The sequence below is a fragment of the Fictibacillus nanhaiensis genome, from assembly GCF_042686385.1.
GTDB lineage: Bacteria > Bacillota > Bacilli > Bacillales > Fictibacillaceae > Fictibacillus > Fictibacillus nanhaiensis.
In genome coordinates this window covers 22,883-46,060 of sequence record NZ_JBHUPF010000001.1, presented here as the reverse complement: position 1 = coordinate 46,060, position 23,178 = coordinate 22,883, and the positions used below count along the sequence as shown (strand labels likewise).

The window sequence follows — 23,178 nt, the reverse complement described above, 5'->3', positions numbered from 1 at the left end:
GATGAGTGAAGCAAAAGAACAAAAAGAACAAGAACTGATCATTGGCCGAAATCCGGTTATGGAAGTTCTGCGCTCCGGCCGTGATATTAATAAAATTTTTGTAGGTGAAGGTTCGCAAAAAGGACCAGTAAGTACGATCGTCTCTATGGCAAAAAAGCAAAATGTACTTGTGCAATATGTACCGAAACAAAAGCTCGACTCATTAAGCGGAGGAGGCAATCACCAAGGCGTGATCGCGGGTGTTGCAGCCTATTCTTACGCAGACATCGATGATCTGTTTAAAATTGCTGAAGAGCGTGGGGAAGAGCCGTTCTTTATTTTATTGGACGAGCTTGAAGATCCTCATAACCTAGGTTCGATCATGCGTACGGCAGATGCAGTCGGGGCACATGGCATCATCATTCCGAAAAGACGCTCGGTAGGATTAACAGCTACGGTAGCAAAGGCTTCAACAGGTGCGATCGAGTACATTCCTGTTGTTCGTGTAACGAATCTTGTCCAAACGATGAAAGAGTTAAGGGATCGTGGTATGTGGTTTGCCGGCGCTGACATGAAAGGCAAAGATGACTACAGACAAGCGAAGTGGGACATGCCTTTAGGTCTTGTAATTGGAAGCGAAGGAAAAGGGATGGGAAGACTCGTATCAGAAACGTGCGATTTCCTTGTTCAGCTTCCGATGAAAGGGAAGGTTACCTCGCTTAATGCATCGGTTGCAGCTAGTCTTTTGATGTATGAAGTGTACCGTAACCGCAATCCGTTAGAAGCGCGAAAATGAAAACTCGCCACTATTTGATTGTTGATGGCTACAACATCATTGGCGCTTGGCCCGAACTACGGAGCTTAAAAACATCGGATTTTGCCAAAGCAAGAGACCTGCTGATCGAATATATGGCAGAATACCAGGGAACGACTGGGTATCAAGTGATCGTCGTGTTTGATGCCCATCTCACACCTGGCATAGAGAAGAAAACAAAAAACCACCGCGTTGAAGTCATTTTTACAAGAGAGAACGAAACGGCAGATGAACGGATCGAACGTCTAGTCGGAGAGTTAAAATCAATTGATACGCGCATTTATGTCGCAACTTCAGATTCAACAGAACAGTGGCAGATTTTCGGTAAAGGCGCATTGCGAAAATCTGCGAGAGAATTAAAGAATGAGATGGATGAGATCGAAAAGCATATTCATGTGTCCGTTGGCGAGCGGAAAAGGAAGCAAACCTCCTCCTCTATCCTTCTTTCAGACGAAATTGCCGAAATATTTGAAAGATGGAGAAGAGGGCAAAAATAAGGAATCTTGACGCTTTTGTGAACTATGAGCTATAATATTGCTATATTTTGCCGGTAAAAACCTGGTGGGGGGATTTGTCGTGAACATAGATCTCAAGGAACGGTCAGTAAGCGATTACGAGCTCATGGAAGATGAAAGCCTTGTGGAACTGGTTCATGAGGGGGACAGCGCAGCACTTGAATATTTGATCAACAAATATAAAAACTTTGTTCGTGCGAAAGCAAGATCATACTTTTTGATCGGTGCAGACCGTGAAGATATCATTCAAGAAGGTATGATCGGGCTGTATAAAGCCATTCGCGATTTTAAAGAGGACAAGCTGTCGTCCTTTAAAGCTTTTGCCGAACTATGTATAACAAGGCAAATGATTACCGCTATCAAAACGGCAACTAGACAAAAGCACATTCCGTTAAATTCATACGTGTCGTTGGACAAGCCGATCTATGACGAGGAGTCTGACCGTACACTAATGGATGTAATATGCGGTACAAAAGTCACTGATCCAGAAGAACTGATTATCAATCAAGAAGAATTTGATGATATTGAAGTGAAGATGGGGGAAATATTAAGTGACCTGGAACGTAAAGTTCTGATGCTGTACCTTGACGGAAGATCATACCAGGAAATCTCAGTGGATCTCGACAGACACGTGAAGTCGATCGACAACGCGCTTCAGCGAGTGAAACGTAAATTAGAGCGTTATTTAGAGCTAAGAGAAATATCATCTTAAGAGCGGGGAGTGTTCCTGCTCTTTTTCTTTTGGTTTTAAGTGGTTGTATGAGCTAGTATGCGTGTGGGTGGGGGTATTGGACGGGGTGATGACAGTCGAATTTTGTCAACTCGCGGATATATGGGCAAAACTCGCGGGATTATAGCCCTAACTTGCGGGATTAACAGGATAATTTCTAGGATTAATGCAAAAATTTTAGGATTAGCATCTTGAATACTGTGGTGGGTATACGTTTATTGCCTAATTTGAGTAAAAAATCTCATGAAATATTGTATTCATGAGAACAAAAATAGGCCAGGTGATCATTTTCGGCTGGTTTTTCCCCCTATCTTCTCAACTAAAGAGCCTTTTTGGAGTCTTTTTGTTTAGTTACTCGCTCACTGCTTACCCGGCAATTTTAAGAAGCAACTCACATCACACGATTCCTTCACTAACAAAACGAAGCATCTAAAACGTTAATCAACCACTTACATCTCCAACACATTTAGCGCTCAAAACGTCATTTTCCCTTTATTGACAAGCGTATACCCCTATGTTAAGGTTTTAAAAGTAACATTGTAACGTGGATGAGTGGCTTTGTCGCACGAAAGGTGTTTATTTAGCATGAGAAAAAAAGTTTTTTTAGCCTGTAAACAATGCTCAAAACGAAATTATACAACGATGAAGAACCAGCAAAACAATCCTGAACGAGTCGAGGTTAAAAAGTTTTGCAGCTACTGCAATGCTCATACCATTCACCAGGAAACGAAGTAAGCGAAACAAGCTTTTTTTATAAATGTTAATTGATCAAAAGGCATGGGGGTTTATGAAGATGGCGGATGTTGCAGAAAAGACAAAAAAATCACCAGCAAAGTTTCTTTCCGATGTAAATAAGGAGATGAAGCGTGTAAGCTGGCCTACGCGAAAAGAATTATTTCGCTATACGGGGATTGTACTGTCAACTGTAGTGATTATGGCTTTGTTCTTCTGGGTTGTGGATCTAGGGATTTCACAATTAGTTGAGCTTATTTTAGGGTAGATTAGATATAGCTTCTTTTGGATAGAATGCTAGAGTATATCCATTTTAGGAGGGAAAGGACACGGGTCCCATCGTATGGAAAAAAATTGGTACGTAGTTCATACCTATTCAGGTTATGAAAACAAAGTAAAAGCAAACTTGGAAAAGCGTTTGGAATCTATGGGGATGACAGATAAGATTTTCCGTGTACTTGTACCTGTAGAAGAAGAGACCGAAACAAAGAACGGTAAGACAAAAACAAGCATGAAGAAAGTTTTCCCTGGTTATGTATTAACGGAGATGATCATGACAGATGATTCTTGGTACGTTGTGCGTAATACACCTGGGGTAACAGGATTTGTCGGTTCTGCTGGAGCGGGCTCAAAGCCAACGGCACTTTTGCCTGAGGAAGTAGAACATATTCTTAAAGGTATGGGTATGGAAGCTCCGCGCGTTGAAGTTGATTTCGAAATCAAGGAATCTGTAAAAGTAAAAGAAGGTCCTTTTGCTGACTTTGTTGGTACGATCGAAGAGATCGACGCAACAAAACAGAAGCTGAAAGTTCACGTCAACATGTTTGGTCGTGAAACACCAGTCGAACTTGAGTTTACCCAAGTTAGCAAGTTATAATGGAAAAAGACTTGTAATCACTTCAAAAAGGTGATAGAATTTTTTATGTTTGATATTACTAATCAACTGCTTCCTCTCTTTTAGGAGGGGAAGCGTATTTTTGAGTGGGAGGGTTTCGGCCCATAATACCACATCACGGACTTAAGGAGGTGTGTCGCGTGGCTAAAAAGGTTATTAAGATGGTAAAATTGCAAATCCCTGCTGGTAAAGCAAACCCGGCACCGCCAGTTGGACCTGCACTAGGACAAGCTGGGGTAAACATCATGGGATTCTGTAAAGAATTCAACGCTCGTACTGCTGATCAAGCTGGTTTAATCATTCCGGTAGAAATCACGGTTTTCGAAGACCGTTCATTTACATTCATCACTAAAACTCCTCCGGCTGCTGTTCTTTTAAAGAAAGCTGCAGGAATCGAGTCAGGTTCTGGTGAGCCTAACAAGAAAAAAGTTGCGACTGTAAAGCGTGATAAAGTTCGCGAAATCGCAGAATCAAAAATGCCTGACCTAAACGCTGCTAGTGTTGAAGCTGCAATGCGTATGGTTGAAGGTACAGCACGCAGCATGGGAATTGTTATCGAAGACTAATCCCTGTGTTTGATGTCTATTAGGTTGCGAGTAAATGGATTAATATCCTGCCCGTCAAACGGTTCGCAACCTTTATTCATGCAATGCGTTCGATTGCACTTGATGGTAAGTGCAATAAGTGGGAGGAATATCCGCTAAACCACATAAGGAGGACAATACAATGGCAAACAAAGGTAAGAAGTACCAAGAAGCGGCTAAATTAGTAGACCGCACAAAAGCATATGACGCTGCAGAAGCGATCGAGCTAGTTAAAAAAGCTGCTCCTGCAAAATTTGACGAGTCTGTAGAAGTTGCAGTTCGTTTAGGTGTAGACACGAAGAAAGCTGACCAACAAGTTCGTGGAGCAGTAGTGCTTCCAAACGGAACTGGTAAGACTCAACGTGTATTAGTATTCGCAAAAGGTGAAAAAGCAAAAGAAGCTGAAGCTGCTGGAGCAGATCACGTTGGCGATTCTGACTACATCAACAAAATCCAACAAGGTTGGTTCGAGTTCGACGTAATCGTTGCTACTCCGGACATGATGGCTGAAGTTGGTAAACTTGGACGTGTTCTAGGGCCTAAAGGATTAATGCCTAACCCTAAAACAGGAACAGTTACATTTGAAGTTGAAAAAGCGATTAACGAAATCAAAGCTGGTAAAGTAGAATACCGTGTCGACAAGACTGGTAACGTTCACGTTCCAATCGGTAAAGTATCTTTCGAAGCTGAGAAGCTTGCAGAAAACCTTAACACAATCATCGAAACATTGTTGAAAGTTAAGCCTGCAGCTGCAAAGGGAACTTACATGAAGAACGTTGCTGTTTCTTCAACTATGGGACCTGGGATCAAAGTTAATCCATCTTCATTCGCTGTAAAACGATAGTTGACAAACGGGTTTCGACCCGTTATATTATATACTGTTAAACACAAACGCATCAGATGAATGCCGTAGACAGCAGGAGCCAACTGGCTTAAATCTTCCTGCCGAGGTGAAGCATCGATAAGCTCATTAGTTAATTACTTATGACTTTAGATACTCACGCCTCCATGTCTCGACATGGAGGCTTTGTTTTTGGACAAAACCTGCGGTGATGCAATCATTTTACAGGAGGTGTAATAATGAGCAGCATTTTAGAAACAAAAAAGCAGTTAGTATCCACTATTTCTGAGAAAATCAAAAATAGCCAATCAACAATCCTTGTTGACTACCGTGGTCTTACTGTTTCTGAGGTTACTGAACTTCGTAAGTCTTTACGTGATGCTGGCATCGAGTTTAAAGTTTACAAAAACTCAATGGTAGTTCGCGCTGCTGAAGAGAATGACCTTAAAGAATTAGCTGAACACTTAACTGGTCCTACAGCGATCGCATTTTCAAATGAAGATGTTGTAGCTCCGGCTAAGATCCTTAACGACTTCGCTAAGAAACACGAAGCGCTTGAAATTAAAGCTGGTGTAATCGAAGGACGCATTGCGTCTCTAGAAGAAGTGAAAGCTCTTGCTGAACTTCCATCAAGAGATGGTCTTCTTTCAATGGTACTCAGCGTGCTTCAAGCACCTATCCGCAACTTTGCGTTGGCTACTAAGGCTGTTGCAGAACAAAAAGAAGAGCAAGGCGCTTAAGTCTTACTTTCAACCAATAACTTACATTCCATAAGGAGGAAATTATAATGTCTAAAGAGCAAATCATTGAAAGCTTAAAAACAATGACTGTTTTAGAGCTTAACGACCTAGTAAAAGCAATCGAAGAAGAGTTTGGTGTAACTGCTGCTGCTCCTGTAGCTGTAGCTGGTGGAGCTGCTGGTGGAGACGCTGCTGCTGAAAAAACTGAATTCGACGTAATTCTTGCAAGCGGTGGAGCTTCAAAAATTAAAGTTATCAAAGTTGTTCGTGAACTTACAGGTCTTGGACTTAAAGAAGCGAAAGAACTTGTTGACGGTGCTCCTAAGCCAGTTAAAGAAGGCGTATCTAAAGACGAAGCTGAAGAAATCAAAGCTAAGCTTGAAGAAGTTGGAGCTTCTGTTGAAGTTAAGTAATTCAAAAGAAAAGGTTCGCCCGATGGCGGACCTTTTTGTTTGTTTCGCTTGATTTTTTTAGAAGGCTTTCTTCTAGAAGGGTGTTGCTATTCTCATCATATGCAAGTTGATTGGAATGCAAGGTGCGAGACTCCTACGGGACGAGTGGTCAGGTGGAGACTCCTAATGGCGCAAAGCGGCAGGAGGCTCACCAAACGCCCCGTGGAAAGCGAGCAACCTGAAACGGAAATCAACACTTACAAAGGCGACATTGTTAAAGCATCTTTATAGATAGACCGTTAAAGAAATTTGGAACGGGAATACTGTCTTTATCAGAAGGTAAGGAGAGTTTGAAAACAATGAAGAACCATTATTACTCTGAAACACCTGGTACAGAAAGCAAAAGAGAAACATGGGATTTTTTATTAAACGGCGAAAAATTTCGTTTTACGACAGATGCTGGTGTCTTTTCGAAGAAAGAAGTAGATTTTGGCAGTCGCGTTTTAATAGAGTCCTTTGTACCTCCAGAGGTATCTGGTGATTATATAGATGTAGGATGTGGATACGGACCGATCGGACTTTCACTTGCTAGAGCGGAACAAGATCGTGTTGTTCAAATGGTGGATATCAATGAACGAGCAGTTGAGCTTGCTAAACTGAACGCTGATAAGAACAAGGTAGATAACGTTAAGATCTACAAAAGTTATTTGTTTGCGGAAGTGAAGGATGAAGGGTTCGCTGCTGTTATCACAAATCCGCCGATTCGTGCAGGTAAGTCAGTTGTTCATCAAATTTTTGAAGAAGCTTATCACAAACTTTGCGTTGGTGGCGAGTTGTGGGTAGTTATTCAAAAGAAACAAGGTGCACCATCTGCTATGGATAAAATGGAACAATTATTCGGTCAAGTTGAAACGGTTGCTAAGAAAAAAGGCTACTTTATTTTACGTGCAATAAAAGTTTGACTTGATAAATTCCGTATGTTAGTATTATAAAATGCCAATGGATTCGCATTTTGCTGCTTATTTTTCGTGGTAAGCGAAAAAACGTTGATAAATCAACGTTTTTTACTCATGTTTAGACGTATAGAATGCGAAAAAGTTGGACAAAATTATATAATAGCTTTTATCAAAATAGGAAAACTGCGGTTTTAAAAATATGAAACCCTTTTTCTTTTTGTTTTCTAACCTTCTTAATAGAATGTTAGATAGAAATATGATACACGAAAAAAACGCTGGATTTGAGGGGTGAAGCAGTTGACAGGTCAACTAGTTCAGTTTGGACGCCACCGCCAACGAAGAAGTTATGCAAGGATTAGCGAAGTGCTTGAATTACCAAACTTAATTGAAATTCAAACCGCTTCCTATCAATGGTTTCTTGATGAGGGGTTACGTGAAATGTTCCGAGACATTTCGCCGATTGAAGATTTTACAGGGAACCTCGTTTTAGAGTTTATTGATTATAACTTAGGTGAGCCGAAGTATCCTGTAGATGAATCAAAAGAGCGCGATGTTACTTACGCTGCTCCGCTTCGTGTGAAAGTGCGTCTGATCAATAAAGAGACGGGCGAAGTAAAAGAGCAGGAAGTATTTATGGGAGATTTCCCGTTAATGACAGATACGGGAACCTTTGTGATCAACGGGGCAGAGCGTGTAATTGTATCACAGCTCGTTCGTTCACCAAGTGTTTACTATAGTGAGAAAATCGACAAAAACGGTAAAAAAGGTTTTACCGCTACTGTCATTCCAAACCGCGGTGCTTGGCTGGAGTTCGAAACAGATGCTAAGGACGTAGTTTATGTGCGTATTGACCGCACAAGAAAAATCCCTATTACCGTATTGCTTCGTGCTTTAGGGTTTGGGTCTGATCAAGAAATCATTGATTTGCTTGGAGAAGACGAGTATCTTCGCAACACGCTAGATAAGGATAATACAGAAGGAACAGAAAAAGCCCTTCTCGAAATCTATGAGCGTCTTCGTCCGGGAGAGCCTCCAACAGTAGATAATGCAAAAAGTTTATTAGATTCTAGGTTCTTTGATCCTAAACGCTATGACTTAGCTAACGTTGGACGCTATAAAATCAATAAAAAGCTTCATATAAAGAATCGTCTCTTCAACCAAAAACTAGCTGAAACGCTTGTGGATGCTGAAACTGGTGAAGTGATCGCTGAAGAAGGTACGCTTCTTGACCGTAGAACGCTAGATAAGATTATCCCTGCTCTTGAGAGTGGTGTAGGCTTTAAAACCGTAACACCAGCAGGAGGAGTGGCTGAAGATCAGGATATCGCTCTTCAATCTATCAAAATCTATGCGCCTGATGATCAAGAGGGTGAAAGAATCATTAATGTTATCGGAAACGGACTTGTTGATAAAGAAGTTAAAAACATCACGGTTTCTGACATTATTGCTTCTATTAACTACTTCTTCAACTTGTTGCATCAAGTAGGTACTACAGATGATATTGACCATCTTGGAAACCGTCGTCTGCGTTCTGTTGGTGAGCTTCTTCAAAACCAATTCAGAATCGGACTTTCCAGAATGGAGCGTGTTGTGCGTGAGCGTATGTCAATCCAAGACACAAACGCGATCACACCACAAGCATTGATCAATATTCGTCCTGTAATTGCATCTATTAAAGAGTTCTTCGGAAGCTCTCAGCTTTCACAGTTCATGGATCAAACGAACCCACTAGCAGAATTGACGCACAAACGTCGTCTATCTGCACTAGGGCCAGGTGGTCTTACACGTGAACGTGCAGGCTTTGAAGTTCGTGACGTTCACTACTCTCACTACGGTCGTATGTGTCCGATTGAGACGCCAGAGGGTCCGAACATCGGTTTGATCAACTCACTTTCTTCTTACGCAAAAGTGAACCAATATGGATTTATCGAAACACCGTACCGTCGGGTTGATCCTGAAACAGGTCGTGTAACGAGCCGCATTGATTACTTGACTGCTGATGAAGAAGATTTATACGTAGTTGCACAGGCGAACTCGATCTTAGGTGATAACGGAGAGTTCATGAACGAAGACGTAATTGCACGTTTCCGCGGAGATAACACTGTTGTTAAACGCGAACGCATCGATTATATGGATGTATCGCCGAAACAGGTAGTATCTGCTGCGACAGCTTGTATTCCGTTCTTAGAGAATGATGACTCCAACCGTGCCCTAATGGGAGCGAACATGCAACGTCAGGCTGTACCTCTACTTGTTCCTGAATCACCAATCGTCGGTACAGGAATGGAGCACGTATCAGCAAAAGACTCCGGAGCTGCAGTTATCTGTAAGCACGAAGGAATTGTTGAACGCGTAACGGCTAAACAAGTTCAAGTACGCCGCATTAAAGAAGTAGATGGCAAGGAAGTTTCAGGCGACCTTGACACTTACAACATGCTTAAGTTTATTCGTTCCAACCAAGGAACGTGTTATAACCAGCGTCCGATCGTAAGCACAGGAAACCGCGTGACAAAAGGAGAAATCTTAGCGGATGGACCTTCAATGGAACTAGGTGAACTTGCATTAGGTCGTAACGTTCTTGTTGCCTTCATGACTTGGGAAGGTTACAACTACGAGGATGCTGTTATCATGAGTGAGCGTCTTGTTAAAGACGACGTTTATACTTCGATCCATATTGAAGAATATGAATCCGAAGCGCGTGATACAAAACTTGGACCGGAAGAAATCACTCGTGATATTCCAAACGTCGGAGAAGATGCATTGCGCAACCTGGACGAACGCGGAATCATCCGTGTTGGTGCGGAAGTTAAAGATGGAGATATCTTAGTTGGTAAAGTAACGCCTAAGGGTGTAACTGAACTAACAGCTGAAGAACGTCTATTACATGCGATCTTCGGTGAAAAAGCTCGTGAAGTCCGCGATACATCATTGCGTGTACCTCACGGTGGAGATGGAATCATCCTTGACGTTAAAGTATTTAACCGTGAAGATGGCGATGAACTACCTCCAGGTGTGAATCAACTCGTTCGTGCATATATCGTGCAAAAACGTAAGATTCATGAAGGAGATAAGATGGCCGGCCGTCACGGAAACAAGGGTGTAATTTCTAAGATTATGCCTGAAGAAGATATGCCTTATCTTCCAGATGGAACACCAGTTGACATCATGTTAAACCCACTAGGGGTACCTTCTCGTATGAACATCGGGCAGGTATTGGAGCTTCACCTTGGAATGGCTGCTCGTCAGCTAGGCATTCATGTCGCTACACCGGTATTCGATGGAGCGCGTGAGGAAGATGTTTGGTCTACGATCGAAGAAGCCGGAATGGCTCGCGATGGTAAAACGGTACTTTATGATGGACGTACAGGTGCTGCGTTTGATAACCGTGTATCAGTTGGGGTTATGTATATGATCAAACTGGCTCACATGGTCGATGACAAGCTACATGCTCGTTCAACTGGTCCTTACTCACTTGTTACACAACAGCCTCTAGGTGGTAAAGCTCAATTTGGAGGTCAGCGTTTCGGTGAGATGGAAGTATGGGCGCTTGAAGCATATGGCGCGGCATACACACTACAGGAAATTCTTACGGTTAAATCCGATGATGTTGTCGGTCGTGTGAAAACGTATGAAGCCATCGTTAAAGGTGAAAACGTTCCTGAACCAGGTGTTCCAGAATCATTTAAAGTATTGATCAAAGAACTTCAATCTCTTGGAATGGACGTTAAGATCTGTTCTGGAGATGACAAGGAAATTGAAATGAGAGAGCTTGATGATGAAGACGATCAGGCAAGCGAGAAATTAAATCTAAATCTTGAGTCTTACACTTCGAATGACTAAAACAGGATATCAAAAGGGAGGTACGCTCCTTGATAGACGTAAATAATTTTGAATATATGAAAATTGGTCTTGCTTCACCGGACAAAATCCGGTCGTGGTCAAGAGGGGAAGTAAAAAAACCTGAAACAATCAACTACCGTACACTTAAGCCTGAAAAAGACGGCTTGTTCTGTGAAAGAATTTTCGGTCCTACAAAAGACTGGGAATGTCATTGCGGAAAGTATAAGCGCGTCCGTTATAAAGGCGTGGTTTGTGACCGTTGTGGTGTTGAAGTAACAAGAGCTAAAGTTCGACGTGACCGTATGGGTCACATCGAGCTTGCTGCTCCTGTATCTCACATTTGGTACTTCAAGGGTATCCCAAGCCGTATGGGTCTTGTTTTGGATATGTCTCCAAGAGCATTAGAAGAAGTAATCTATTTTGCTTCATACGTTGTTACTGATACAGGAGATACTCCTCTTGAGAAGAAACAACTGCTTTCAGAGAAGGAATACCGCACATACCGTGAAAAGTATGGAAAAGGTTTCACTGCACAAATGGGTGCAGAAGCGATCAAGCGTCTTTTAGAAGACATCGATGCTGAAAAAGAAGTTGAGATGTTAAAAGAAGAGCTTAAAACAGCACAAGGTCAACGCCGTACACGTGCGATTAAGCGTTTAGAAGTACTAGAAGCATTCCGTCACTCGGGCAACCATGCTGATTGGATGATTCTAGAAGTACTTCCGGTTATTCCACCGGAATTGCGTCCGATGGTTCAGCTTGATGGTGGACGTTTTGCCACATCTGACCTTAACGACCTTTACCGTCGTGTTATCAACCGTAACAACCGTTTGAAGCGTCTATTAGACTTAGGTGCTCCTAACATTATCGTTCAAAATGAAAAACGTATGCTTCAAGAAGCAGTCGATGCATTAATCGATAATGGTCGTCGTGGCCGTCCGGTTACTGGACCAGGAAATCGTCCGTTAAAATCACTTTCACACATGCTGAAAGGGAAACAAGGTCGTTTCCGTCAAAACTTGTTAGGTAAACGTGTTGACTACTCTGGACGTTCGGTTATCGTAGTAGGTCCGAACTTAAAGATGTACCAATGTGGTCTTCCTAAAGAGATGGCACTTGAGCTCTTTAAACCATTTGTTATGAAAGAGCTAGTTTCAAAAGGTCTTGCACACAACATTAAGAGTGCAAAACGCAAAGTAGAGCGCGTTCAGCCAGAAGTTTGGGATGTTTTAGAAGAAGTTATTCGTGAACACCCAGTTCTACTAAACCGTGCACCTACACTACACAGACTTGGTATCCAAGCATTCGAACCAACGCTTGTAGAAGGCCGTGCAATCCGTCTTCACCCGCTCGTATGTACAGCTTACAACGCTGACTTTGACGGTGACCAAATGGCGGTCCACGTTCCTCTATCTGCTGAAGCGCAAGCAGAGGCTCGTATCTTAATGCTAGCTGCTCAAAACATCTTGAACCCGAAAGATGGTAAGCCAGTAGTTACACCATCACAGGATATGGTTTTAGGTAACTATTACCTAACTCTTGAACGTGAAGGAGCTATTGGTGAAGGGTCTGTATTTAAAGACATCAACGAAGCGATCATCGCTTATGAAAATGGATTCGTGCACTTGCATTCTCGTATTGCAGTACCTGTATCCAGCTTAAATAAAGAAACTTTCACAGAAGAACAGCAATCTAAGCTTCTTATGACGACAGTAGGTAAGTTGTTATTCAACGAGATCCTGCCTCCGTCATTCCCTTACATTAACGAACCGACTACGACGAACCTTCAAGTGGAAACACCTGAAAAGTACTTCTTAGATCCGGCTGCTAATGTAAAAGAAGAAATTCAGAAGCATGAGGAAATTGTTCCATTCAAGAAAGGTATCCTAGGTAAGATTATCGCGGAAGTATTCAAACGCTTTAAGATTACTGAAACGTCTAAGATGCTTGACCGCATGAAGGACTTAGGATTTAAATATTCTACGCGCGCTGGTATCACGATCGGTGTATCCGATATCGTTGTATTACCTGAGAAGCAAGAGATTCTTGCTGTAGCCGAAGAAAAAGTAGTTAACGTTACAAAGCAATTCAGACGTGGTCTAATCACGGAAGAAGAGCGCTATGAGCGTGTAATTAATGTTTGGAGTTTGGCTAAAGACGAAATCCAAAATAAATTGATGGGTACACTTGATAAGCGAAACCCAATCTTTATGATGAGTGACTCCGGTGCCCGTGGTAACGCATCTAACTTTACACAGCTAGCTGGTATGCGTGGTCTGATGGCCAACCCGGCTGGTAAAATCATCGAGCTTCCAATCAAATCAAGTTTCCGTGAAGGTCTAACAGTACTCGAGTACTTTATCTCTACTCACGGAGCACGTAAAGGTCTTGCCGATACAGCCCTTAAAACCGCTGACTCCGGTTACCTTACTCGTCGTTTGGTTGACGTTGCTCAAGATGTTATCGTACGTGAAGATGACTGTGGAACCGACCGTGGCTTAGAAGTTGCAGCTATTAAAGAAGGCAACGAAGTAATCGAACCTCTTCATGAGCGTTTGATCGGTCGTACTGCTTATAAAAAGGTATACCATCCAGAAACAAAAGAACTCCTTGCAGACGTTAATCAGCTGATCACTGAAGACATGGCCGCTCATATTGAAGAAGTGGGCGTGAAAGCAGTAACGATCCGTTCTGTATTTACTTGTGACACACGTCACGGTGTTTGTAAGAAATGTTACGGACGCAACCTTGCAACAGGCTCTGACGTTGAAGTTGGGGAAGCTGTTGGAATTATCGCTGCTCAATCCATCGGTGAGCCAGGTACACAGCTTACAATGCGTACCTTCCATACAGGTGGGGTAGCAGGAGATGATATCACACAAGGTCTTCCGCGTATCCAAGAATTGTTTGAAGCACGTAACCCGAAAGGTCAAGCGGTTATCTCTGAGCTTGAAGGTACGGTAGTTGGTGTGAACGACAATAAAGATAAGCGTGAAGTAGTCGTTCAAGGTGAAATCGAATCTAGATCTTACGCAATTCCTTTCGGAGCACGTATTAAAGTTGTCGAAGGTGATAAAGTAAGTGCTGGTCAAGTATTGACAGAAGGTTCGATCGACCCTAAAGAGTTAATTAAAGTTCGTGGTGCAGAAGGCGTTCAAGAATACCTATTGCGTGAGGTTCAGAAAGTTTACCGTATGCAAGGGGTAGAAATCGGAGATAAGCACGTTGAAGTTATGGTTCGCCAGATGCTTCGTAAAGTGCGTATCATCGATTCTGGTGATTCTCAAGTACTTCCAGGAGCTCTTATGGACATCCATAACTTTACGGATGTTAACCGTAGTGTACTTCTTGAAGGCGGAACTCCTGCTACAGGTCGTCCGGTGCTTCTTGGTATTACAAAAGCATCTCTTGAGACAGAATCATTCTTATCTGCTGCATCATTCCAAGAGACAACTCGAGTTCTTACGGATGCTGCCATCAAAGGTAAGCGTGACGAGTTACTCGGACTTAAGGAAAATGTTATTATTGGTAAGCTGATTCCAGCTGGAACGGGTATGAACCGTTACAGAAACATCGGAATCAACTCTCCAGTAGTTGAAGATGAGAACAGCGAAGAGGCAGAACTGCCTACTGAACTTGTTTCTCAAGATTAATAAATGAAATGTTGACATCGGGAGCGCATCGGTGATATGATTACGGATGTGCTCCTAAGATTTGTTACTTTGGAGGATATTCGTATGTCTTATGAAAAAGTGACACAGGCTTCTGAAATTATCGTAGGTACTAAGCAAACAATCAAAGCTTTACAGAACGGCGAGGTCAAAGAGCTGGTCGTTGCGGAAGACGCAGATTTTCGAGTAACGAGCAAAGTATTGCAGATTGCCGAAGAGAAGCACGTACCGATCGTAAAGGTTGATTCCATGAAAAAGCTTGGAAAAGCATGCGGTATAGATGTCGGGGCCGCAACTGTTGCGATAAAAGGATAAAATTCATGTTTTTGCGATGGGCATCAATATCGCTCCTCTCGCAAAAACTTTCTTTTGTCCTAAAATGAACCACCTGGGTCGGTGGTATTACGAAAAAAGAGAGGAGGAAATACAAAATGCCTACAATTAACCAATTAGTTCGCAAAGGTCGTGTTTCTAAATCAAAGAAATCTGACTCTCCTGCGTTAAACAAAGGTTACAACAGCTTCAAAAAGTCCCAAACTAACGTTTCATCTCCGCAAAAGCGTGGAGTTTGTACTCGTGTTGGTACTATGACTCCTAAGAAGCCGAACTCGGCGCTTCGTAAATATGCGCGTGTTCGTCTAACTAACGGAATCGAAGTTACAGCTTACATTCCTGGTATCGGCCACAACCTTCAAGAGCACAGTGTTGTTCTTATCCGTGGAGGACGTGTAAAAGACTTACCGGGGGTACGTTACCACATCGTTCGTGGTGCTCTTGATACGGCTGGTGTTAACAACCGTATGCAAGGTCGTTCTAAATACGGAACGAAGCGTCCAAAAGAAGCTAAGAAGTAATATTTTTTAAAATAAACTAAACAACTATCAGAAAGGAGGGGACCACATGCCACGTAAAGGACCTGTTGCTCGTCGTGATGTGTTACCTGATCCAATTTACAAGTCTAAGCTTGTAACTCGTCTAATCAATAAAATTATGATTGACGGTAAGAGAGGGGTAGCTCAAACAATCTTGTACAATGCGTTCGATCTTATTAAAGAACGTACAAACCAAGATCCTATGGAAGTGTTTGAACAAGCTCTTAAAAATATCATGCCAGTCCTTGAAGTTCGTGCTCGCCGTGTTGGTGGAGCTAACTACCAAGTACCAGTTGAAGTTCGCCCAGAGCGTCGTACAACACTAGGACTTCGTTACCTAACGAACTACTCTCGTCTACGCGGAGAAAAGACAATGGAAGAACGTCTTGCGTATGAGATCATGGATGCTGCAAATAACACTGGTGCTTCAGTTAAGAAGCGCGAAGATATGCACAAAATGGCAGAAGCAAACAAAGCGTTTGCTCACTACCGTTGGTAAAATCATAATAGAGACAGTTCTCGGACTGTCTCTAAAACACTATAAAAATTCCTTTTAAAAAGGGAAGGAGAGAAATTCATGGCTAGAGAATTCTCCTTAAAAAATACTCGTAATATCGGTATCATGGCTCACATCGATGCTGGTAAAACAACGACTACTGAACGTGTTCTTTACTATACTGGCCGTATCCACAAAATCGGTGAAACTCATGAAGGAGCTTCACAAATGGACTGGATGGAGCAGGAACAAGAGCGTGGAATCACGATTACTTCCGCTGCTACTACTGCTCAATGGAAAGGTCACCGTGTCAACATCATTGATACACCAGGACACGTAGACTTTACAGTTGAAGTAGAACGTTCATTACGTGTATTAGACGGAGCGGTTGCATTACTTGATGCTCAATCAGGTGTTGAACCACAAACAGAAACAGTTTGGCGTCAAGCGACTACTTACGGGGTGCCTCGTGTAGTATTCGTAAACAAAATGGACAAAATCGGTGCGGATTTCTTATACTCCGTAAAAACGATTCATGACCGCCTTGGTGCTAACGCTCACCCGATCCAATTACCGATCGGTGCGGAAGACCAATTCGAAGCAATCATCGACCTTATCGAAATGAAAGCTGTATTCTACGGAAACGACCTTGGTACTGATATCGAAGTTCGTGATATTCCGGAAGAGCACATGCCTTTAGCTGAAGAATACCGTGGAAAACTTATCGAAGCGGTTGCTGAGCTAGATGAAGAAATGATGATGAAGTACTTAGAAGGCGAAGAAATTACGAACGAAGAACTTAAAGCAGGTATCCGTCAAGGAACTTGTAACGTTGAGTTCTACCCAGTAATGTGTGGTTCGGCATTTAAGAACAAAGGTGTTCAGCTTATGCTAGACGCGGTTCTTGATTACCTTCCATCGCCAATCGATGTACCAGCAATCAAAGGTGTACTTCCTGACTCTGAAGAAGAAGTAACTCGTGAATCAAGTGACGAAGCACCATTCTCTGCACTTGCATTTAAAGTTATGACTGACCCTTATGTTGGTAAGTTAACATTCTTCCGTGTGTACTCTGGTACACTAAACTCTGGATCATACGTACAGAACTCTACTAAAGGAAAGCGCGAGCGTGTTGGACGTATCCTTCAAATGCACGCAAACTCCCGTGAAGAGATCTCTATCGTATACGCTGGAGATATCGCAGCTGCTGTAGGTCTTAAAGACACTACAACTGGTGATACACTTTGTGATGAAAAGAACCTTGTTATCTTAGAATCCATGGTATTCCCAGAGCCAGTTATCTCACTATCTATCGAGCCGAAGTCTAAAGCAGACCAAGACAAGATGGGTATGGCGCTTGCTAAGCTAGCTGAAGAAGATCCAACATTCCGTACTGAAACAAACGAAGAAACTGGACAAACGATCATCGCAGGTATGGGTGAGCTTCACCTTGATATCCTAGTTGACCGTATGCGCCGTGAATTCAAGGTAGAAGCAAACGTGGGTGCTCCTCAGGTTGCTTACCGTGAAACAATTCGCCAAGCTGCTAAAGTCGAAGGTAAATTCGTTCGTCAGTCCGGTGGTCGTGGACAATACGGTCACGTTTGGATCGAATTCGAGCCAGGTGATGAAGGATCTGGATTCGTATTTGAAAACAAAATCGTTGGTGGGGCAGTTCCTCGTGAATACATCCCTGCAGTTCAAGCTGGTATTGAAGAATCAATGAAAAACGGAATGCTTGCTGGTTTCCCATTACTTGACCTTAAAGCTCGTATCGTTGATGGTTCATACCATGATGTTGACTCCAACGAAATGGCGTTTAAGATTGCCGGTTCAATGGCACTTAAGAACGCTAAATCAAAGTGTGACCCTGCAATTCTAGAGCCGATCATGAAAGTTGAAGTAACGGTTCCTGAAGAGTACATGGGTGATATCATGGGTGACGTAACTTCTCGTCGTGGACGTGTTGAAGGTATGGAAGCTCGTGGTAACGCACAAATCGTTAAAGCGATGGTTCCACTTGCTGAGATGTTCGGATATGCAACTAGCTTGCGTTCTCGTACACAAGGCCGCGGTACTTACTCAATGCACTTCGATCACTACGAAGAAGTACCTAAGTCAATCTCTGAAGAAATCATCAAAAAATCAACTGGAGCTTAATCTCTTCGGTTGTAAGAAACAACATTTTCATGTAATCTAAAATGGGCAGTACAATCTGTCTGTTTTAAATAAAAAATCTACTATATGTAAACATATTTAAGGAGGAATCTTTCTCATGGGTAAAGAGAAATTTGATCGTTCCAAAACGCATGCTAACATTGGTACTATCGGTCACGTTGACCATGGTAAAACAACTTTAACAGCTGCTATCACTACTGTTCTTGCTAAGAAAAACGGTAAGGGTGTAGCAATGGCTTATGACCAAATCGACGGTGCTCCAGAAGAGCGCGAACGTGGAATCACAATCTCAACTGCACACGTTGAGTATGAAACTGATTCTCGTCACTATGCACACGTAGACTGCCCAGGACATGCTGACTATGTTAAGAACATGATCACTGGTGCAGCACAAATGGATGGTGGGATCCTAGTAGTATCTGCTGCTGACGGCCCAATGCCACAAACTCGTGAGCACATCCTTCTTTCTCGTCAAGTAGGTGTACCTTACCTTGTTGTATTCATGAACAAGTGTGACATGGTAGACGACGAAGAACTTCTTGAGCTAGTAGAAATGGAAGTTCGTGACCTTCTTTCTGAGTATGACTTCCCAGGAGATGACATTCCTGTAATCAAAGGTTCTGCTCTTAAAGCTCTTGAAGGAGACGCTGATTGGGAAGCTAAAATCTACGAGCTAATGGACGCTGTAGATTCTTATATCCCAACTCCTCCACGTGACACTGAAAAGCCATTCATGATGCCAGTTGAGGATGTATTCTCAATCACTGGTCGTGGTACAGTTGCTACTGGACGTGTTGAGCGTGGTGTAGTAAAAGTTGGTGACGTAGTTGAGATCCTTGGTCTTACTGAAGAGCCAAAATCAACAACTGTAACAGGTGTTGAAATGTTCCGTAAGCTTCTTGACTATGCTGAAGCTGGTGACAACATTGGTGCACTTCTTCGTGGGGTTTCCCGTGACGATGTTGAGCGCGGACAAGTTCTTGCTAAGCCAGGTACTGTTAAAGCTCACACTAAGTTCAAATCAGAAGTTTATGTTCTTTCAAAAGAAGAGGGTGGACGTCACACTCCATTCTTCTCTAACTACCGTCCTCAGTTCTACTTCCGTACAACTGACGTAACTGGTATCATCCAACTTCCTGAAGGCGTAGAAATGGTTATGCCTGGAGATAACGTTGAGATGACTGTAGAACTAATCGCTCCAATCGCTATCGAAGAAGGAACTAAGTTCTCTATTCGTGAAGGTGGACGTACAGTTGGTGCAGGCGTAGTTGCAACAATCACTGAGTAATCTTATTACTCTTTTATAAAAACACTCTCCTTTTGGAGGGTGTTTTTTTATTTTGGATTCGTTTTTAGTAAAGGAAGTCTTCATAAGCTTTGTTGATTGTGAAAGTAGTTGATTTCCGTTCCAGTGCTTCGCTTTCCGCGGGGCATGCGATGAGCCACATTCGTACGTTTCACGTATAAGTGTCTCACCTGCCCGCCTGTCCCGCAGGAGTCTCGCAACTTCCACTCCAATCAACTGTCAAAGTAGACAAGGATTTGAAAGGATCATTCTTATAGAAAAAAGTATTAATACAACATATAAAATTGTTTTAAAAAACAATTAAGGAAAAGGAAAATAGATATAGGATCAATTTGAACGATGTATCAAACCGTAATTCCCTGAAATTTGAAGCATAATCCCGCAAATTTTACACATATTCCCGCCGGTTTCATCATTAATCCCGCGAGTTCACACCATAAATCCGCGAGTTGTAAAATCAACTATATGCGCGCCGCTGTGCAACTAAATTCACCACCACCAATCGCATCTCTTCTATATATAGAAGAAACACATTCAAATAGGTAAAAGAAGAAAAAGGAAGTTGAAATCCGTGAATAAAGTCTCTATAATAGAAAAAGTGCGATTAGCAATAAATAAATGCAAATAACACTTGCATTGGGCGTTGCTTTTCTCTATAATAAGTAATGTTGGTCATTCACTGCGATGATCCGGAAGGTTGCTGACACACTAGGCCCCTTTGCCATGGCTGGTGATATCAGGTTGAATTTCCGCGGAGCAATGTCTGTTTATCAAAATAGGCGAATAAAGGAGGGAAAAAAATGGCAAAGCAAAAGATTCGTATCCGTTTAAAGGCGTATGATCACAGAATTCTTGATCAATCAGCTGAAAAAATCGTAGAAACTGCTAAGCGTTCAGGAGCAAAGGTATCAGGTCCTATCCCGCTACCTACTGAGAAAGCGATCTACACGATCCTTCGTGCGGTTCATAAGTACAAGGACTCTCGTGAGCAGTTCGAAATGCGTACTCATAAGCGCTTGATCGATATTATCGAGCCAACACCACAAACAGTTGATTCGTTAATGCGTTTGGATCTACCGTCTGGTGTAGACATCGAAATTAAACTATAATTTCACGTTTGCTTATAAATATTTTACTTATTAATAGGAGGTGTGACGAATGACCAAAGGAATCTTAGGTAGAAAAATTGGTATGACTCAAGTTTTCGCAGAAAACGGAGATCTAATTCCAGTTACTGTAGTAGAAGTAACTCCTAACGTTGTTCTTCAAAAGAAATCCGTTGAGAATGATGGCTACGAAGCTATCCAACTTGGATTTGATGATAAAAAAGACTCTCGTTCTAACAAGCCACAAGCAGGACATGCGGCTAAAGCTAGCACGAGCCCTAAGCGCTACGTTAAAGAATTCCGTAATGTTGATGTTGCGGGATACGAAGTTGGTCAGGAAGTCAAAGCTGACATTTTTGCAGAAGGTGACGCTGTAGACGTTACTGGTACATCTAAAGGAAAAGGATTCCAAGGTGTTATCAAACGTCACGGGCAATCACGCGGGCCAATGAGCCACGGTTCCCGTTACCACCGTCGTCCTGGTTCAATGGGTGCAGTTGACCCTAACCGTGTTTTCAAAGGGAAAGCATTACCTGGTCGTACTGGCGGAGATACAGTAACTGTACAAAACTTAGAAGTTGTAAGAGTTGATGCAGAACGTAATCTTCTACTAATCAAAGGTAACGTACCTGGAGCGAAAAAGAGCTACGTTACAATTAACTCTGCTGTTAAAGCAAAGGATGCTAAATAAGGAAGGAGGACAATCTGATGCCAAAAGTAGCATTATTTAAACAAGATGGTACTCAAGCTGGCGATATCGAATTAAACGATTCCGTTTTCGGTATTGAACCAAATAAAAGCGTGCTTTTCGACGCTGTTATTATGCAGCAAGCATCACAGCGCCAAGGAACGCACGATGTAAAGAACCGTTCTGAAGTTGCTGGTGGTGGACGCAAGCCTTGGAAACAGAAAGGTACTGGACGTGCTCGTCAAGGATCTATCCGTTCTCCACAATGGGTTGGCGGTGGAGTGGTTTTCGGACCAACACCAAGAAGCTATTCTTACAAATTACCTAAGAAGGTTCGTCGCTTAGCTATTAAATCAGCGCTATCTTCTAAGGTTCTAGATAACGACTTGATCGTTTTAGAAGGACTTGCATTCGAAGCTCCTAAAACAAAGGAAATGATGCAAGTACTTGCAAATCTATCCGCAGATCGTAAAGCATTAGTTGTAACTGCTGATTACAATGACGCTGTTGCATTGTCTGCACGTAACATCCCTGGCGTAACAGTTGTTACGGCTAACGGCGTTAGTGTTCTTGACGTGTTAAACCACGACAAGCTTCTTATGACTAAAGACGCTGTGGAAAAAGTAGGGGAGGTGCTCGCATAATGGAAGCTCGTGATGTGATTAAGCGCCCCGTTATTACAGAGCGTTCTACTGAAATAATGGCTGACAAAAAATACACGTTCGAAGTTAACCCTCGTGCAACTAAGACTCAAATCAAAGGCGCACTAGAAGAAATCTTTGGCGTGAAAATTCAATCTGTTAACACTGCTAACTACAAAGGTAAGTTTAAGCGTGTAGGCCGTCATACTGGTTACACTTCTAAACGTAAAAAAGCTGTAGTTACATTAACTCCAGAAAGCAAAGAACTCGACTTTTTTGAAGGAGTTTAAAAAGAACTCGTAAAGGAGGGAAATTACAATGGGTATCAAAAAGTTTAAACCGACAACTAACGGTCGTCGTAACATGTCTCAGCTTGACTTTGCTGAAATTACAACTGACCAACCAGAAAAATCCTTGCTTGCTCCTCTTAGCAAAAAAGCTGGGCGTAACAACCAAGGTAAACTAACTGTTCGTCACCAAGGTGGAGGACACAAGCGTAAGTATCGTATCATCGATTTCAAACGTAACAAAGACGGAATACCAGGTCGCGTTGCTACAATCGAGTACGATCCAAACCGTACGGCTAACATCGCGCTAATCCACTATGCAGATGGTGAGAAGCGTTATATCTTAGCTCCAAAAGGAATTAAAGTAGGGCAAGAAATCATGTCCGGTACTGAAGCTGATATTAAAGTAGGTAACTCACTTCCATTAGCTAACATTCCTGTAGGTTCTACAATTCACAACATCGAACTTAAGCCTGGTAAAGGTGGACAATTGGCTCGTTCAGCTGGTGCTGAAGCTCAACTTCTTGGTAAAGAAGAAAAGTATGCGCTAGTTCGTCTTGGTTCTGGTGAAGTTCGTATGATCCTTCTTACTTGCCGCGCAACAATCGGTCAAGTTGGAAACTTAGAGCATGAACTTGTAAACGTTGGTAAAGCAGGTCGTTCTCGTTGGAAGGGTATCCGCCCAACAGTTCGTGGTTCTGTAATGAACCCTAACGATCACCCACACGGTGGTGGTGAAGGACGCGCTCCAATCGGACGTAAATCACCAATGTCTCCATGGGGTAAACCAACTCTTGGATATAAAACTCGTAAGAAAAATAGCCAAACTGACAAGTACATTGTACGTCGTCGCAAAAAATAATGTGATTGTACTACGGTTCAATCGAGCCGTAGCGCAAACACAAAGGGAGGTTC

At 42.5% G+C, this 23,178-nt stretch carries 23 protein-coding genes and 1 other annotated feature; all 23 genes read left to right on the top strand.

The window, feature by feature from the left end; translation table 11 throughout:
• Position 1: 1 nt before the first annotated feature.
• The 23 genes from rlmB to rplB all read left to right on the top strand — a co-directional run bounded on the left by rlmB (position 2) and on the right by rplB (position 23,125).
• The gene (gene rlmB, locus ACFS5O_RS00315; protein WP_066390621.1) at positions 2-775 is read left to right on the top strand and encodes a 23S rRNA (guanosine(2251)-2'-O)-methyltransferase RlmB; all 774 of its coding nucleotides are present in this window, start codon (positions 2-4) and stop codon (positions 773-775) included.
• Positions 772-1,290 (top strand): NYN domain-containing protein, encoded by a 519-nt coding sequence (locus ACFS5O_RS00310; protein WP_205724223.1) that lies wholly within the window; start codon positions 772-774, stop codon positions 1,288-1,290. Before rlmB ends, ACFS5O_RS00310 begins: the two co-directional genes overlap by 4 nt.
• 79 nt (positions 1,291-1,369) lie before the next feature.
• Positions 1,370-2,020, top strand: coding sequence for an RNA polymerase sporulation sigma factor SigH (gene sigH / locus ACFS5O_RS00305; protein WP_066390628.1), 651 nt, complete (start codon positions 1,370-1,372; stop codon positions 2,018-2,020).
• Between the two features lie 603 nt (positions 2,021-2,623).
• Positions 2,624-2,773 carry a 50S ribosomal protein L33 gene (gene rpmG, locus ACFS5O_RS00300; RefSeq protein ID WP_077365486.1) on the top strand — a complete coding sequence of 50 codons (150 nt, stop codon included), beginning with the start codon at positions 2,624-2,626 and terminating at the stop codon, positions 2,771-2,773.
• 58 nt (positions 2,774-2,831) lie between these two features.
• On the top strand, positions 2,832-3,038 hold the full coding sequence (gene secE / locus ACFS5O_RS00295) for a preprotein translocase subunit SecE (protein ID WP_197134200.1): 207 nt from the start codon (positions 2,832-2,834) through the stop codon (positions 3,036-3,038).
• A gap of 75 nt (positions 3,039-3,113) precedes the next feature.
• Positions 3,114-3,647 carry a transcription termination/antitermination protein NusG gene (gene nusG / locus ACFS5O_RS00290; protein ID WP_198769410.1) on the top strand — a complete coding sequence of 178 codons (534 nt, stop codon included), beginning with the start codon at positions 3,114-3,116 and terminating at the stop codon, positions 3,645-3,647.
• 158 nt (positions 3,648-3,805) lie between these two features.
• Positions 3,806-4,231: a 50S ribosomal protein L11 gene (gene rplK, locus ACFS5O_RS00285; RefSeq protein WP_066285502.1), complete on the top strand. Its 426-nt coding sequence runs from the start codon at positions 3,806-3,808 to the stop codon at positions 4,229-4,231.
• A 160-nt stretch (positions 4,232-4,391) separates the two neighbouring features.
• On the top strand, positions 4,392-5,093 hold the full coding sequence (gene rplA / locus ACFS5O_RS00280; protein WP_066390636.1) for a 50S ribosomal protein L1: 702 nt from the start codon (positions 4,392-4,394) through the stop codon (positions 5,091-5,093).
• A 45-nt stretch (positions 5,094-5,138) separates the two neighbouring features.
• Positions 5,139-5,290 (top strand) — a sequence feature (ribosomal protein L10 leader region).
• 39 nt (positions 5,291-5,329) lie between these two features.
• On the top strand, positions 5,330-5,830 hold the full coding sequence (gene rplJ, locus ACFS5O_RS00275; protein ID WP_205724224.1) for a 50S ribosomal protein L10: 501 nt from the start codon (positions 5,330-5,332) through the stop codon (positions 5,828-5,830).
• 47 nt (positions 5,831-5,877) lie between these two features.
• Positions 5,878-6,243, top strand: coding sequence for a 50S ribosomal protein L7/L12 (rplL, locus tag ACFS5O_RS00270; RefSeq protein WP_198769413.1), 366 nt, complete (start codon positions 5,878-5,880; stop codon positions 6,241-6,243).
• Between the two features lie 338 nt (positions 6,244-6,581).
• Positions 6,582-7,184 (top strand): class I SAM-dependent methyltransferase, encoded by a 603-nt coding sequence (locus ACFS5O_RS00265; protein ID WP_205724225.1) that lies wholly within the window; start codon positions 6,582-6,584, stop codon positions 7,182-7,184.
• Between the two features lie 291 nt (positions 7,185-7,475).
• Positions 7,476-11,018, top strand: a complete 3,543-nt coding sequence (rpoB, locus tag ACFS5O_RS00260) for a DNA-directed RNA polymerase subunit beta (protein WP_066390648.1) — start codon at positions 7,476-7,478, stop codon at positions 11,016-11,018.
• A 29-nt stretch (positions 11,019-11,047) separates the two neighbouring features.
• A complete protein-coding gene (rpoC, locus tag ACFS5O_RS00255) occupies positions 11,048-14,671 on the top strand; it encodes a DNA-directed RNA polymerase subunit beta' (protein WP_205724226.1) in 3,624 nt (1,207 codons plus the stop codon).
• Between the two features lie 84 nt (positions 14,672-14,755).
• Positions 14,756-15,004: a 50S ribosomal protein L7ae-like protein gene (locus ACFS5O_RS00250; RefSeq protein WP_066237983.1), complete on the top strand. Its 249-nt coding sequence runs from the start codon at positions 14,756-14,758 to the stop codon at positions 15,002-15,004.
• A gap of 116 nt (positions 15,005-15,120) precedes the next feature.
• Positions 15,121-15,543, top strand: a complete 423-nt coding sequence (gene rpsL, locus ACFS5O_RS00245) for a 30S ribosomal protein S12 (RefSeq protein ID WP_066390653.1) — start codon at positions 15,121-15,123, stop codon at positions 15,541-15,543.
• Positions 15,544-15,589: 46 nt separating this feature from the next.
• Positions 15,590-16,060, top strand: coding sequence for a 30S ribosomal protein S7 (rpsG, locus tag ACFS5O_RS00240; protein ID WP_066237973.1), 471 nt, complete (start codon positions 15,590-15,592; stop codon positions 16,058-16,060).
• Positions 16,061-16,138: 78 nt separating this feature from the next.
• The gene (gene fusA / locus ACFS5O_RS00235) at positions 16,139-18,217 is read left to right on the top strand and encodes an elongation factor G (protein ID WP_066390663.1); all 2,079 of its coding nucleotides are present in this window, start codon (positions 16,139-16,141) and stop codon (positions 18,215-18,217) included.
• A gap of 115 nt (positions 18,218-18,332) precedes the next feature.
• The gene (gene tuf / locus ACFS5O_RS00230; protein ID WP_066285528.1) at positions 18,333-19,523 is read left to right on the top strand and encodes an elongation factor Tu; all 1,191 of its coding nucleotides are present in this window, start codon (positions 18,333-18,335) and stop codon (positions 19,521-19,523) included.
• Positions 19,524-20,341: 818 nt separating this feature from the next.
• Positions 20,342-20,650 (top strand): 30S ribosomal protein S10, encoded by a 309-nt coding sequence (gene rpsJ / locus ACFS5O_RS00225; RefSeq protein WP_053356198.1) that lies wholly within the window; start codon positions 20,342-20,344, stop codon positions 20,648-20,650.
• Between the two features lie 49 nt (positions 20,651-20,699).
• Positions 20,700-21,338 (top strand): 50S ribosomal protein L3, encoded by a 639-nt coding sequence (gene rplC / locus ACFS5O_RS00220; protein ID WP_066390667.1) that lies wholly within the window; start codon positions 20,700-20,702, stop codon positions 21,336-21,338.
• A gap of 17 nt (positions 21,339-21,355) precedes the next feature.
• Complete coding sequence (gene rplD, locus ACFS5O_RS00215; protein ID WP_066390669.1) at positions 21,356-21,979, top strand: 50S ribosomal protein L4; 624 nt, start codon at positions 21,356-21,358, stop codon at positions 21,977-21,979.
• On the top strand, positions 21,979-22,266 hold the full coding sequence (gene rplW / locus ACFS5O_RS00210; protein WP_066390671.1) for a 50S ribosomal protein L23: 288 nt from the start codon (positions 21,979-21,981) through the stop codon (positions 22,264-22,266). Before rplD ends, rplW begins: the two co-directional genes overlap by 1 nt.
• Before the next feature lie 28 nt (positions 22,267-22,294).
• Positions 22,295-23,125 carry a 50S ribosomal protein L2 gene (gene rplB, locus ACFS5O_RS00205; protein WP_066390675.1) on the top strand — a complete coding sequence of 277 codons (831 nt, stop codon included), beginning with the start codon at positions 22,295-22,297 and terminating at the stop codon, positions 23,123-23,125.
• The last annotated feature ends 53 nt before the right edge of the window (positions 23,126-23,178 follow it).

What these genes read in the sequence shown, in the direction of transcription:
- rlmB (WP_066390621.1), top strand. Translation starts at nt 2, where the DNA reads ATGAGTGAAGCAAAAGAACAAAAAGAACAAGAACTGATCATTGGCCGA.
- ACFS5O_RS00310 (WP_205724223.1), top strand. Translation starts at nt 772, where the DNA reads ATGAAAACTCGCCACTATTTGATTGTTGATGGCTACAACATCATTGGC.
- rpmG (WP_077365486.1), top strand. Translation starts at nt 2,624, where the DNA reads ATGAGAAAAAAAGTTTTTTTAGCCTGTAAACAATGCTCAAAACGAAAT.
- secE (WP_197134200.1), top strand. Translation starts at nt 2,832, where the DNA reads ATGGCGGATGTTGCAGAAAAGACAAAAAAATCACCAGCAAAGTTTCTT.
- nusG (WP_198769410.1), top strand. Translation starts at nt 3,114, where the DNA reads ATGGAAAAAAATTGGTACGTAGTTCATACCTATTCAGGTTATGAAAAC.
- rplA (WP_066390636.1), top strand. Translation starts at nt 4,392, where the DNA reads ATGGCAAACAAAGGTAAGAAGTACCAAGAAGCGGCTAAATTAGTAGAC.
- rplJ (WP_205724224.1), top strand. Translation starts at nt 5,330, where the DNA reads ATGAGCAGCATTTTAGAAACAAAAAAGCAGTTAGTATCCACTATTTCT.
- rplL (WP_198769413.1), top strand. Translation starts at nt 5,878, where the DNA reads ATGTCTAAAGAGCAAATCATTGAAAGCTTAAAAACAATGACTGTTTTA.
- ACFS5O_RS00265 (WP_205724225.1), top strand. Translation starts at nt 6,582, where the DNA reads ATGAAGAACCATTATTACTCTGAAACACCTGGTACAGAAAGCAAAAGA.
- ACFS5O_RS00250 (WP_066237983.1), top strand. Translation starts at nt 14,756, where the DNA reads ATGTCTTATGAAAAAGTGACACAGGCTTCTGAAATTATCGTAGGTACT.
- rpsL (WP_066390653.1), top strand. Translation starts at nt 15,121, where the DNA reads ATGCCTACAATTAACCAATTAGTTCGCAAAGGTCGTGTTTCTAAATCA.
- rpsG (WP_066237973.1), top strand. Translation starts at nt 15,590, where the DNA reads ATGCCACGTAAAGGACCTGTTGCTCGTCGTGATGTGTTACCTGATCCA.
- fusA (WP_066390663.1), top strand. Translation starts at nt 16,139, where the DNA reads ATGGCTAGAGAATTCTCCTTAAAAAATACTCGTAATATCGGTATCATG.
- tuf (WP_066285528.1), top strand. Translation starts at nt 18,333, where the DNA reads ATGGGTAAAGAGAAATTTGATCGTTCCAAAACGCATGCTAACATTGGT.
- rpsJ (WP_053356198.1), top strand. Translation starts at nt 20,342, where the DNA reads ATGGCAAAGCAAAAGATTCGTATCCGTTTAAAGGCGTATGATCACAGA.
- rplC (WP_066390667.1), top strand. Translation starts at nt 20,700, where the DNA reads ATGACCAAAGGAATCTTAGGTAGAAAAATTGGTATGACTCAAGTTTTC.
- rplD (WP_066390669.1), top strand. Translation starts at nt 21,356, where the DNA reads ATGCCAAAAGTAGCATTATTTAAACAAGATGGTACTCAAGCTGGCGAT.
- rplW (WP_066390671.1), top strand. Translation starts at nt 21,979, where the DNA reads ATGGAAGCTCGTGATGTGATTAAGCGCCCCGTTATTACAGAGCGTTCT.
- rplB (WP_066390675.1), top strand. Translation starts at nt 22,295, where the DNA reads ATGGGTATCAAAAAGTTTAAACCGACAACTAACGGTCGTCGTAACATG.